The sequence below is a fragment of the Thermogladius sp. 4427co genome, from assembly GCF_051933805.1.
Taxonomy (GTDB): Archaea; Thermoproteota; Thermoprotei_A; order Sulfolobales; family Desulfurococcaceae; genus Thermogladius.
Genome location: NZ_CP196893.1, coordinates 986420 through 998938 on the forward strand (window position 1 = coordinate 986420; position 12519 = coordinate 998938).

The window sequence follows — 12519 nt, forward strand, 5'->3', positions numbered from 1 at the left end:
TCGCATGAAGCATGATTATTAAACCAGCCGTATCCCTGACTATAATACTCATATTAGCCGCTATCGGACATGTTTCGAATGGATCAACTTGGTTATCCAGATCCTATGTCGAAATAGTTCTTTACAATGAGGTCTCAAACCAAGGATCCACCCCCGTAGACTTGTATAGCACTGACATCCTTATACAGAACTATCCATTAGAAGACCAATTCCAGAAAATAGTGGGTGTGAAAGCATATATTAACGGCACGCCGACGAGCAACTATAGTATCATTGGAGGTATGGAACCCTATCTTCAAATATCGCCCGGAGCGTTCAACGTTCTTCAACCTAACGCATCTATTAGTACAATGGCTGTATACAATGTAGAAGTCGATGTCCTCGGCAGATTCTACCAGGTTATGGATTTTGAAAACGCGTACGTGTCAGGTAATTATACACTATTGATTCGGAAAGCCGAGAACATTGTATTGAATGAGACGCTTGCAAACTATGTGAAAGCTACGAGCGGATGGAACTATACTAATCCTCTAATAGAGCTGGTTATCGAATTTATCCGGTCTAAAGCAAATTCGTCGAACCCAATTGTTATCCTAATGAACTCTATAAACTACATAGATGATAACATAATATACTCTATTAGAATGCCCCCGAGAGAGCCGTGGGAGACATTACTCTGGATGGAAGGCGACTGCGATGACCAATCCAATCTGTTAGTAACCCTGCTCAGAGGTCTAGGGATACCTTCATACCAGGAGTACGGCATGATATATGTATCCGATGATTTCAGGTTGGAAGAAGTAGAGAATAATGGTCTACTGAATATAACCATGGTGGGTGGAGGTGGTCATGCGTGGGCTGTCGCATATATTCCGCCGTGGGGTTGGATACGTGTCGACACTGTTTTCGGGGTTAAGGGGAATTGGCTGTCGCATATAGTTTCAATACCCTACTATAACCAACCTACTGTTGTAATGGGTATTAGTAATGGGGAGGCATCCCAGCTATACTGGGTTGGGTTCGAGAAGAGTATTGCAACAACCAGGTTGAAATATGTCATCCTATACCAAGTGAAAGTCTTAGGTAATGTTTAAAGAGCGTTCTCTAAATATATTCATATCGATGACCGGAGACTTCAATACTGAGAAGTGACGAGACTCCACCCCTAGGGATCCACTATTTAGGGTGGAAACGGCTTTATGAAAGGATTCACTTGTTTAAAGGAGTAAACCTTCTTCGGAATACTAAACCTTTCGATAGGCTTCATCAAATGCTTGAAAGAGTGCTTTGGCGGCTGGTAGAATCCTGGTGCGAGATCCCTCTCTATCTTCACCTTTATTTTGCTCAAGCCTCTAGACCTGTAGCCGCATTTAGGGCACTTAAACCCCTTCCCCCTCCCGGCGCTAACCATCCTCGCACCGCACACCGGGCACCGCGGGTTCTCAAGCTTGTAGACTTCGGCGAGATGTATGACCCTTATTTTCTCTAAGTTGATCGTAGCCGGGTGGAAGGGTGATGGGGGTCTAACACACCCATAGGCTTCAACAATATCTCCTACCGCGAGCTTAGACACAATATTCCTAAATTCCTTAGTCGGCTCGTAAGCAGCTATATCAATAGAACATTTGCCGTCCGATATAGTGGTTATGACATGCCCCCCGGTTATACGCTTGGGTTGCGATATCACCTTGCCAACTACTTTAACGCAGCGGTATGGGTATGCTTCACATACAGAGTCTACGCTTTGTATATGCATATCCGTATGCTGGTTTGTCCTAAAGATCACTATGGATTCAACAGGCTCAAGGACTCTGATATAGTGGAGGGATTCTATGATCGCTCGAGGATCCTCTCCTCTAATCCCGAGTAGGACCGGGTCTGGGCCGTGGGGTGCCGCTATAAGAATATCATTTTCATGGTCGTAGTTTAGGAAAAGGCCTCCACTAGATTCTAGCTCTGCTTGCTTAACAGATGCGGGGTCTACTAAGCGGGGTTTCCCAATAAATTCTCTTGTTCTATAAAACAAGGCTTCGAACGTGAAATCTCCTTCTAGCATATCTAAGCCTATGGCGGAGACAGCCCCGACAAGCCCCCTCCTACCTTTGAGAACCTTTGTTTTAATATTGAATTTCTCCACAACTCTCTCGATAACGTCGACTGGGACGAGGTCTCCTACAGCTTTCTCCGAGATACTCTTCAACTGTCCTGGTATCTCTCCTTCAAGCAGGGCTATCGCCGGCTGTTGCTTCGGATTATCATACTCCCTGGCGTATTCCAACGCTATATTATAGACAGTGTCGAATATATCGTCCGGACTCTTCTCTGTTTCAATCCTGAGGGCAACCGCTCCATTACCTCTCGTCTTCCAGGGGACAGCGGGGTCGAGTCTTATAAGATTAGGGTAGTCAATCAGTTTATGATTGCTCTTCATCAGCTTCCATGCTATAATCGATGCTAGATGAGTGGTGCACCCGCCGGCAGGCGAGTCGAAATCGTCTATACCGATATGGATAATCAAATCAACCACTCTTGAGAAAACACGAAGCCCCGGCGACTACTAGGGGGAGTATGATTGTCGCATCGCCGTATACCACCACATGTTTAGCGCTAGGCTTGAGCTTACCCCATGTAATTGCCTCTCTCAGATGGGCACCGCTCAGGCTACCATCGTATTCTACAGCTGTCGTAATATATATACTGTAATCCATTCCTTCTTTGAATTGCGACCACCATAATGCGTGGTGCTTAGAGATCCCGCCACCGATCAATAGCCCTCCTATCTTCTTCGATGCGAAAACTAGGTCTGAGAGGGTTTTTTCATCAGATAGTAAGTCTAGTTTGAACCCGCTAAGATAGCTGTGGAATACGAGGTTTGTACCAAAAGCTCCATCTAGGATCCCTGGTACGATAACTGGAACCTTTCTCTGGTAGGCAGCCCTTAAAATACTATGCTCGTCGTTTAACCGTTTCCCAACCTCCCATAAGAGTTCTATACCGCTCCACTCCTTCTTCTGTTTAACAAGTTCGTCTAGAAGGCTTCTGGTAAATTTCTCTATGGCAACACCATAATTCTCCCATGGGATAAGTATATTCCCCAGCCTATGTATTTCCACGCTTCTTAGAAAGACATCATCGTAGTTCCAGTCCCCTTTATAATACTTTGAACCTGTGGATCTCGCAATATCGTGGTCTATTGTTCCGCAAGTCGTTATAACAACATCGGCGAAACCCTCTTTTATCAACTGGCTTAAAACCCCTCTAATCCCTGTCGAGACTAGATTACCTGTGAACGAGAGTATTTTCAAAACATCCTTATCCCTTTTCATCTCGGCTAGTATTTTGGAAGCTGTGTATAAGTGTGAAGCCATAAACCCGTGGGAATACCCGTAGTATTCGATCAATTCGCAAATGCTCTTACTCCCGTCGATAGTAAAGTCTTTAACCTCCTCTACGAGAATCCTTTTCCTCAAGTCTTCTATGATCTCTCCTGTCATGAACCTCTACACCTTTATCATATTTTTTTCCTGCAATGAACCATTCTCCTCTGCTCAACTATTATTTTAAACTATAGATATTAAAACAAGTGTATAGTGGCAGGGGATGATAGCCAACCCGCTAGAACTCCTATTGAAATACAGGGTTTTATCGCGCGAGGAATTAGCTAGGATGACGGGTCTAGAGCTTACTGCTCTAAACGAGGTGATTAGAGAGAATTCTGAAGACCTTGTAATAGACGGGGAATTCGTAAAGGTGAAGAACCCTCTTAGCTTAGCGTTCAAACTATCCATAAAAGGATTCAGCTTAACTAGATTAGCAGAGTATATTACTTGGAAGGATTTCGAGCAGTTTTCTGCTCAGATACTCTCAAGCTACTCCTATGAGACATTAACAAACCTATTACTGACGAAACCTGTAAGGCTCCAAATAGATGTGCTAGGGGTTGACAGCGTCGCGAAGAGGGCTATAGCCATCGATTGTAAACACTGGAGTAGGAATACGAGGTCATCGCTCAAGCAAGCAGCAGTAAACCACTATAATAGGATTGTTAAATTAAGCAGATACGTCCCATACGCAGTAGCCAAATACCCGGTATTAAAGCATACTAGACGAGTCTACGGCTTAATAGTCACACTGCTTAAACCGTCTGTTAGAGTATATGAAAACATCGTCATCGTATCCATTAACGAGCTCAACTCTTTCCTACGCGATATAGACATTGTATTAGAAGAACTCGGTTTAAAACCAGTGATTATCAGTCTATAATCCTGACCTCAACTCCTTTCCCGGCTAGGTAATTCAGCAAGAGGTATCTTGCTATCTCGAGTTTAATCTTCTTGACACGAAGGTTTTTTCTAATCGAAGGATTGCATGTTGAAGGATTATCGAAATCGAAGCCGAAGAGCAGGACCCTCTTAGCGCCTAAAGCCCTAGCTATAAAAGCAGCTCTATCCCCGTCGGTGAAACCACCGAAGTTATACACGTAGGGCCTGGGTTCAACCTGTGTAGAACCTACTATTTTGCCACTTAGTAATGGGACAAGGCTTGCTATCCTCTCTATATTATCCCCGTGGGCGTGTACTATTAGTATCGATCCTTCCGCCCCAGCTTTTCTAATCGATTCAAAACCTCCGTCTAAGTCTGTTGCAACAATAGAAGGGGTGATACCGTTCATCATAAGTATTTCAACACTACCGTCGGCTGCTATAACAGGTATTCCATTATATGTTTCCAGATATTTCACAACGTCCGTAGCCAGCCTCTCCCCACATCCGAATACTGCAACTTCATCCCCCAGTACTGGTAAATCATCTAATGTAGCTTTCGACGGGTGATTAGCGAGAAGGGAGCTAAGCAGGTCTGTAGCGTACTGGTCTCTATCGAAATTAAGAGGGAGCTTCTTTCTTATCTCTTTGTATAATCCCATCCACTCGTCTCTGTCAATAAGCCACTTCAAGCGTTTACACCTTTCATAGCTTTACCCTAACTACGCTCTCTACATTATATTCATGTATGGATTCTAATGAGACGGTTTTTACCTCGAGGAAACCTCCTAGGCCATCGAGCGATTTGCTTAACTTAAAAGCTATTTCTCTAACAACGTCTTCGGCAAACATCGGCTTCTCGTAGAGCTTTCTAATAAACTCGGCTTCTTCAACCCTCTTCAACAAGCCTTTCAGCTCTGGTTGCGTTATCTCTAGCACTTTCTCGAGGAGCACTATTTTATCAATGTTGATTCCACCCTTGTTCAAAACTTTAACATTGATTAAGGCTCTCTGCGTGTGAGTGTAGGGTTGGTTGAATAAAGCTAGCGAGGTGTCAAGCGCGCATGGACAAGCTATGCTAATCGCTAATCGAATAGTTATTTTCTCGAATACGATCTCCCCCCTTCTATTCAACTCGACATGGTTTAGGAAACCGAATTTTCTAAGGTTATCATTTTCCACAGCCAGCCCTTCTGCTCTAAGTATTACGCCTGCTAGAGTCGAGTATTCGTGTTTTTCGAGAAGCATCCTAGATAGTCTCAAAGGTAATTCGAAAGGTTCGTAGTCTAGAGCTTCAAGGATCGATTGGAATGTCCGGGACAAATGAACACCTCTCTTATCCTTAGGTAGGTTGACATAGGCTTTGATCTCTGGGTTTAAATAGTATTTAAGGATGGAGCGTGGAGGTAGTTTTATCCAACCGATCCCGACTCTCCATATATCTATCTCGTATACTGGTTTCTCGTCGTGGATGTCTCTAATACTCAATTTAAAGCACCAATGAGATTTAAAAAGGTAGAGTAATGTATAAATCTTTAAGAGAGTGTTAGGATAACCTAACAGGTGATCATATTGCTTACCCTAGATGTCGCTAAGCCTGGTTCGAGAGTGAGGATTGTAAGCATTGATGGTAGAGGGTGGGTTTACAGGCTGTATCAAATGGGTTTACTACCGAACAGTATCGTTGAGGTTGTTTCAAACTACGGGATCGGCCCGGTTGTAATAAGGGTTATGGGCTCTGAGATGGCTATCGGCAGGGGTATTGCTAGGAGGATACTTGTGGAAGAGGTGAAGTAGATGAAAGAGATAGTTGTTGCTGTCGCTGGACAGCCAAATGTAGGGAAATCAACGCTATTCAACGTCCTAACTGGTAGTAGGGTGCTAGTAGCCAATTGGCCTGGGGTTACAGTTGAGAGGCATGAAGGATACAGCGAATATAAAGGATATAGGATCAGGTTTGTAGACCTGCCTGGTGTCTACGGTTTATCGGCTTTAACGATCGAAGAGAGAATATCCAGGAGCTATATTCTAAGCGGTGAACCCGATGTAGTCCTTGTACTTGTCGATTCTACTATCCCCGAGAGAACCCTGTATCTACCCGTGCAAATCCTTGAGATGACCGGTAGAGTAGTAATTGCGTTCACTAAATACGATATGGCTCATAGCACGGGTATACATATCAATACAGACGGTTTAGAGAAAAAGCTCGGCGTACCGGTCGTAGCCATCTCTGCGGTGACAGGGTACGGGATAGACTACCTGCTCGAGAAAATAATCGAAGTAGCTTCAAGAAAGGAGGAGAAGAGGCTAAATATAGACTATGGCGAGCTCGAACCTTTCATTAGTTCCATCGAATATGTGATCTCGAAGTGTGATCTACGTGGCTATCCTACTAGATGGGTCTCTACTAGGCTGCTGGAAGGAGACGAAGAACTATCGCAACTAGTCAGAGATAGGTGTGGCGTCGAAGTATATGAAGAGATCGGAAAGATAAAGGCGGAGGCATCCCAGGTGATTAAGAGGGATCTTTCCGAGGCGGCGTCTAGTAAGAGATTCGATTACATAATGAGTATTACCCGCGATACAATTATTAGAACCCCAGTGCAGAAAGCCGAGAGGAAGACTAGCATATTCTACCACCCGTTTATAGGACCAGCGCTTAGTCTGTTATTCACGATCTCGATCTTCTTCCTAGCATTTATCGTGAACACTGGTTTTCCACTAAACGTTATATTGAGCTCGCTAGGGCTCGAAGACCTGGCCTCGCTCGTAGAATCCTATAGCTTATCGAGTCTGATGGAGACAGGCCTCGGATGGCTGATGGATTCTATCAGGGCTGGTATAAGTAATCCTGTAGTAGCGAGCTTCTTAGCCGATGGTATCATAGGGGGTGTAGCAGCTCTACTTACTTTCTTACCGTTGATATTCATAGTAATGTTGATTCTAGCAATAATAGAAGACACTGGACTACTGCCGCGTATGGCGGTCGGTATATCATCGTTTACTTCTAAGATAGGTTTATCGGGTAACGCTTTATTCCCTATAGCAGTCTCCCTGGGGTGCAATGTTCCAGGCGTTATGGCTTCTAGAGCTAGCCTGTCATCAGGGGAGAGGATTAGGCAGGTTCTCACAATACCTTTCATACCCTGCCAGGCGAGGCTTGTAGTACTCCTAGCGCTGGCTACAGCTCTAACCACGATATCAGGGTGGGTAATGGTGCTACTAGGGTACCTTATTGCTTTTACAGTTTTCGCGGTAATAAACTACGTGTTATATGTTTCAAGCAGGAGTAGGGAGCCTGTCCCCGAAATACTCCTAGAGATACCTGTACTCCACAAACCTATTGGGAAAGTAGTATGGTGGCTGACCTGGAACAACGTCAAGCATTTCATAGTGAAAGCAGGCACTATAATATTGCTAGCGAATGTGATAGTATGGTTTTTGACAGCGTTTACTCCGGCTCTTCAATTCACAGAAGACCCTTCCTCAAGTATAGCGGCATCTATATCGAAAGCCCTAACACCGCTGGTTGCCCCATTGGGTATTAGAGGGGAGTCCTCCTGGATAATAGTATTCGGATTAATTGTAGGCTTCGTAGCTAAAGAGCTATTTGTAACCAGCCTCCTAACCGTATCGGGCATGCCTAGTGTAAGGGATGCTGTAAGCGTTATAGGGTTGACCGACCAGCAATTGATAGCTATTGGCATATTCACCGTACTATACGTTCCATGTCTAGCAACCCTTTCTGTCATGTATAGCGAGACCAGGAGCTGGAGGCTCGTGTTATTAGGTATAGCGTTGATGATGTCGGTAGCATACTTTGTCTCGCTATTAGTCTACTACCTACTTTTATTAATTTAGTCTATTTTTCTTCTCTAAAATTTTCCCAAAATAGGATTAACAGTACTATTGCTCGCACGCTCCTAGCTGTAATTAGTTTAATTCCTTATCTAGATAGTATTTTAATCGAGTTACTGTTTTGCTACATTCTAGGTTTATCGGTATTGGTGAACATACTTGGCTAGCATATGCGAGGAAATAATCGGCGAGCTCTCAAAACAATACAGTATTCGTGAAAACGAATTCGTAGGGTTGATGGCTAGAAGCAATTTGTTCGAGCTCATAATAGCTGTATTACTAAGCCAGAACACTAGCGATAAGAATGCTATTAAAGCTTTCACCAACCTCAAGAACGAGCTGGGAGAGCTAACGCCAGAGAAAATATTGGCGGCTAACATAGAGAAACTATCTGAATTGATTAAACCTGCTGGACTACACCTACAGAGAGCTAGGAATATGGTTGAGATCGCTAGGCGGGTAATAGAGTATGGTGGGATCAGGGTTTTCGAAGAAAAGATAAAAAACATAATGAATCTGGAAGAATCTAGGAACTTCTTGAAGAACCTTCCCGGGGTTGGGGATAAAACCGCCGACGTAATACTCCTCATGTACTTCAATAGACCAACGTTCCCTGTAGACACTCATATCAGGAGGATAACCCAGAGGCTAGGACTCGTAGGCAGAGGCGATTATAAGAGTATTTCAAGGTACTGGGCATCCTGCCTTCCTCCAGAGCTTTATCTAAAGGCGCACCTCCTGCTCATAATACACGGTAGGAGAGTGTGTAGAGCGAGGAAACCCTTATGCGACTCCTGCCCTATAAGCAAGTACTGTGCTTACTACAATAGGAATCGTGGGAGGGATAACTAGTATTGTCCCGTGGGAAAATTCTGAGGAAACTAGCATCAGAGGTCTTAGGAGAAGAGGTTGCGAAGAGACTATGGGGTAGGATAGAGTTTATCGGAGATATAGCACTGATACGTATACCCCCGGGAGTAGAGTATACGGAGCTGATACCATTAGCAGAAAGAATACTCAGGGAATTCAAATACGTGAAGAGCGTCTGGGGTGGCTATCCTGGCGTTAGAGGAGAGTACAGGCTGAGAGAATATGTTCACCTAGCAGGAGAAAAAAGGAGTGAAACACTGTACAAGGAGCATGGATGCCTATTTAAAATCGATATAACAAAAGTATATGTCTCGCCTGTCCTAGGATTCGAGCACCGCAGGATAGCAGAACTGGTTAGACCAGGCGAGACTGTTATAAACATGTATGCTGGAGCAGGCTTTTTCAGTATCATAATCGCGAAGCTCGCTAAACCCGCTAGGGTTTACAGTATTGATATAAACCCTGACGCGTACAGATACATGGTTGAGAACATTAGATTAAACAAGGTAGGGCACATAGTAGAACCGATATTAGGGGATGCTGCTAAAGTCGTTGAAGAGAGATTATACAATATAGCCGACAGGGTTTTAATGCCGTATCCCGACATAGCACTGCAACACCTACCTTACGCAGTTAAAGCATTGAAGGATGGGAGAGGCGTGATACATATCTACCTCCATGTAAAAGCGTTGAAGGGAGAAGACTATTTTGCTAAGGCCGTCAGGATGGTTGAAGAGAGATTTAAGGAGATCGGTATTGGAAAAATAAAAGTATTGAATAAGAGAGTAGTGAGAATGGTTGCTCCACGCGTTTACCAGATCGTTCTAGACACGGAGATAGCCTGATTCCTTAGCTTTCACCGACTTCTACTAATTGTTTTCACTTGATTCATTTATTCTCGCTCCTAGATTCTTTCTTTTTCTCCTTTCCCTTTTCTCCTTTCTCCTTTTCTTCGGCTTTTTCTTCAACCTCTATTACTTTAACCCCAGTGTTTAGCAATCTCCTCATTACCAAATCTAGAAATCTAATATGGCTGCCTTTCTGCCCGACGAAAGCAGGGTATGCTTCAGAATTAACTTTAACTAGTAGGTCCGGCCCTGCGAAATCAGCATCTACAATATGCTTATGTATCCAGCCTATGGGGTGTAGTGCTCTAATCAACGGTTTGAAATCAAGGGTTAGCTCGACAGCCCTGAGTCTTAAACCTGTATCGTTTTCTAATCCTGTAATCCTCTCTCCTCCTTTACCTATGACCCTTCCCGCGTGGCCTTCTTTTACTATTATCAGAGCATCTGGCATTGTCTCGGTTTTAAGACCTACAATCTTCTTTTCGTCTATGAATTCTACAACTGTTACTATCTCGGCGTCGGGGGCTCTTATTCTAGCGGCATCGATAACCATTTTCTCGCTCTCCTTCAGCTTCCTCGTTCTAAGCTTTGTTTCGAGTAGGAGTCTGACGCCTTTCCTAGCGCCTGGTCTTACAATGTCTTTGAGACCTAGGTCCACCACTCTAGCAGACTCCTCGCCGAGTAATAGCTCTCTCAGTAATGATGCCCCATCTCTACTACCGAGCTCCCTCTGGAAAACCGGGTCGCCTGCTATTATTAGACGGCTGTTCCTTCCAATCCTCGTCAATATCTCTATAGCACTCTCAACCGGTACGCTATGAGCATCATCTAGGAATATTATCGCGTCGTCGAAAGTCCTACCACGTAGGTAGTGTGTGTCTGCTACTATAATTTTTCCTGCGTCAACCAATTCTCTGATTTTATTTATATCGATATAGTCAGAAAGTATGTCATTAACATAATTCAGTACAATTTTATAGTACATATCGCCGAGTTCGGCTGCTGAAACCTCTTTACCGCTTGTAACATCTATGATAGGTCTCGAAATAACAAATCTCTTGTATTCTCCAGTTATAATCGCATCAACACCGTAGAGTAGGCTGAACAAGCTTTTCCCAGAGCCTGTGGGGCCGAATAACCCTACGATATCGTATTTTTTATTCGTTAACGCTATTAGCATTTCCTCCTGTCCCGGTGTTTGGGGTTTCAACTGCTTTATCAAGTCGCCCATGGTAGCCACCGTTAGCCAGCTATATATTTAGCACAGGCTGGTTTTTTAGCTATTTGAAACTAGGATTATAACTTTTCGAGAATAGCCGACAATAAGTCCTCCCTAGGTTTTATCGTTGGATGATTCTTTACGATCCCCATTATCTTCTTTAACGCTGTTTTAAAGACGGTAAAGTCTACCTTACTTATTCTGATCATTTCAACCAGTTTGTCTAGATCGATACTATCGATCCACGAGACTAGTAGCGTGTAGCCCATAGCTGGATACGGGTACTCGGCTTGCTGCATGAGCCTTGCAATCAAGCCTTCCAGAGTAGGTATCCTAACCTTGTATCTACTAATCCTCTCTTCTACCGCTTCATTTATTACCAATTCGTCAAGTCGAGACCTCGCTCTCTCGACTACTAGTAGAGGAGCTGTAAGCATATTTACAGCAACAATACCGTCTCTTCTCAGACCCTCTAGGATCCTAGACGGTGAAACATCTGTGACCGCAATATTAGCAATAGCTATAGAGACCAGGTCTTCCCTCCCTGATTCTACTAATATCCTGACCTCTTCGAATGGTTTGACTAAACCGTATAGAGCGGTTGCTATATCGTTTAACACAACGTATTTTACATTTTTCGGGAGGAGATATGAGTCTAATTCCTCAACTATTTCGAATGTTTTCTCTAGTATCAGGCTTTTCATTCTTGCTCAGCTATAAAGCGGGTGCTAGCAAGAAGACTATTCTGCCAGTGCCGAGTGAGAATTCTAGTTTCAACGGAGAGTCACTGCTGAACGTAACGGTTATGGCTTCGGATATCTTGCTCAAGCCTATGACGGAGGAGATATACGACACCTGGTAGCTTGATTTACTTTTTTCTTTCACAGAAAGAGATAGTAATGCTGGCGATCCCACTGCATACTTTGTTTCCGCAAAACCGGTACCTCTGCCTCTCACATATAATGCTTCTTCCGTGGCTTCGAATTCTATTTTCTCGCTCACCTGCTCTACATCTTTTACGGCATCTTTAAAGCTACCTGCTATAAGCCTTGCTTCTACATTAAATTCTAGGTTAGCAGATGGTATCTCGGGTGGGTTAACATCCAGGTTCCTGAATTTATAATATCTTTTCATAACCGGGGATAGGAGTGTTATAGTTACAGCGTCTCCTCCGCCCTCTATAACTAATCTATCTCCTTTCTTAGCCTTCTTCAAAATCTTGCTAAGGTTGGAGAGAGAAATCCCGATGTTGGTAGGGGTTTCAACATTGTATTCGGCGAACGATTCAGGAGGCATCTCGATATCGATCAAGGCTATACTGCTTACATCCATAGCGGTTATCTTCAGTTTTTCGCTCGTGAATTGAAGGGATACTTCATCGACAAGCTTGCTCAGCGAGTCAACTATCTCTTTAAAATACCTCGCTTCGGGATAAACTACTTTAATCAAATCCTCCACCTAT

General features: G+C 43.8%; 13 protein-coding genes. 6 read left to right on the forward strand and 7 right to left on the reverse strand.

Annotation, left to right across the window (positions count from 1 at the left end):
- The first annotated feature begins 161 nt into the window (after positions 1–161).
- A complete protein-coding gene (locus ACSU1N_RS05640) occupies positions 162–1094 on the forward strand; it encodes a transglutaminase-like domain-containing protein (protein ID WP_440059268.1) in 933 nt (310 codons plus the stop codon).
- 86 nt (positions 1095–1180) lie between these two features.
- On the opposite strand, the gene ACSU1N_RS05645 is transcribed toward ACSU1N_RS05640, so the two are convergent.
- Positions 1181–2527 carry a TiaS agmantine-binding domain-containing protein gene (locus ACSU1N_RS05645; protein WP_440059269.1) on the reverse strand — a complete coding sequence of 449 codons (1347 nt, stop codon included), beginning with the start codon at positions 2525–2527 and terminating at the stop codon, positions 1181–1183.
- A complete protein-coding gene (locus ACSU1N_RS05650) occupies positions 2520–3494 on the reverse strand; it encodes a deoxyhypusine synthase (RefSeq protein WP_440059270.1) in 975 nt (324 codons plus the stop codon). Before ACSU1N_RS05650 ends, ACSU1N_RS05645 begins: the two co-directional genes overlap by 8 nt.
- Before the next feature lie 106 nt (positions 3495–3600).
- On the opposite strand from ACSU1N_RS05650, the gene ACSU1N_RS05655 reads away from it, so the two are divergent.
- A complete protein-coding gene (locus ACSU1N_RS05655; protein ID WP_440059271.1) occupies positions 3601–4263 on the forward strand; it encodes a transcription antiterminator BglG in 663 nt (220 codons plus the stop codon).
- Here ACSU1N_RS05655 and ACSU1N_RS05660 read toward each other — a convergent pair.
- Both ACSU1N_RS05660 and ACSU1N_RS05665 read right to left on the reverse strand, forming a co-directional pair.
- Complete coding sequence (locus ACSU1N_RS05660; protein WP_440059272.1) at positions 4253–4954, reverse strand: 6-hydroxymethylpterin diphosphokinase MptE-like protein; 702 nt, start codon at positions 4952–4954, stop codon at positions 4253–4255. The two genes, ACSU1N_RS05655 and ACSU1N_RS05660, sit on opposite strands and share 11 nt — an antisense overlap.
- A gap of 13 nt (positions 4955–4967) precedes the next feature.
- Positions 4968–5750: a GTP cyclohydrolase, FolE2/MptA family gene (locus ACSU1N_RS05665; protein WP_440059273.1), complete on the reverse strand. Its 783-nt coding sequence runs from the start codon at positions 5748–5750 to the stop codon at positions 4968–4970.
- Positions 5751–5825: 75 nt separating this feature from the next.
- Here ACSU1N_RS05665 and ACSU1N_RS05670 point away from each other — a divergent pair, with 75 nt between their 5' ends.
- The 4 genes from ACSU1N_RS05670 (at position 5826) to ACSU1N_RS05685 (ending at position 9835) form a co-directional block, all read left to right on the forward strand.
- Entirely contained in the window at positions 5826–6059 is a 234-nt protein-coding gene (locus ACSU1N_RS05670) for a FeoA family protein (RefSeq protein WP_440059274.1), read from the forward strand.
- A complete protein-coding gene (gene feoB / locus ACSU1N_RS05675) occupies positions 6060–8123 on the forward strand; it encodes a ferrous iron transport protein B (protein WP_440059275.1) in 2064 nt (687 codons plus the stop codon).
- Positions 8124–8279: 156 nt separating this feature from the next.
- The gene (locus ACSU1N_RS05680) at positions 8280–8972 is read left to right on the forward strand and encodes an endonuclease III domain-containing protein (RefSeq protein ID WP_440059276.1); all 693 of its coding nucleotides are present in this window, start codon (positions 8280–8282) and stop codon (positions 8970–8972) included.
- Between the two features lie 2 nt (positions 8973–8974).
- Positions 8975–9835, forward strand: a complete 861-nt coding sequence (locus ACSU1N_RS05685) for a class I SAM-dependent methyltransferase (RefSeq protein ID WP_440059277.1) — start codon at positions 8975–8977, stop codon at positions 9833–9835.
- Between the two features lie 43 nt (positions 9836–9878).
- Here ACSU1N_RS05685 and ACSU1N_RS05690 read toward each other — a convergent pair whose 3' ends face one another.
- The 3 genes from ACSU1N_RS05690 to pcn all read right to left on the reverse strand — a co-directional run bounded on the left by ACSU1N_RS05690 (position 9879) and on the right by pcn (position 12506).
- Positions 9879–11069 carry a PhoH family protein gene (locus ACSU1N_RS05690; RefSeq protein ID WP_440059278.1) on the reverse strand — a complete coding sequence of 397 codons (1191 nt, stop codon included), beginning with the start codon at positions 11067–11069 and terminating at the stop codon, positions 9879–9881.
- A gap of 65 nt (positions 11070–11134) precedes the next feature.
- Positions 11135–11761 (reverse strand): hypothetical protein, encoded by a 627-nt coding sequence (locus tag ACSU1N_RS05695; RefSeq protein ID WP_440059279.1) that lies wholly within the window; start codon positions 11759–11761, stop codon positions 11135–11137.
- Between the two features lie 10 nt (positions 11762–11771).
- On the reverse strand, positions 11772–12506 hold the full coding sequence (pcn, locus tag ACSU1N_RS05700; RefSeq protein ID WP_440059280.1) for a proliferating cell nuclear antigen (pcna): 735 nt from the start codon (positions 12504–12506) through the stop codon (positions 11772–11774).
- Positions 12507–12519 lie beyond the last annotated feature (13 nt).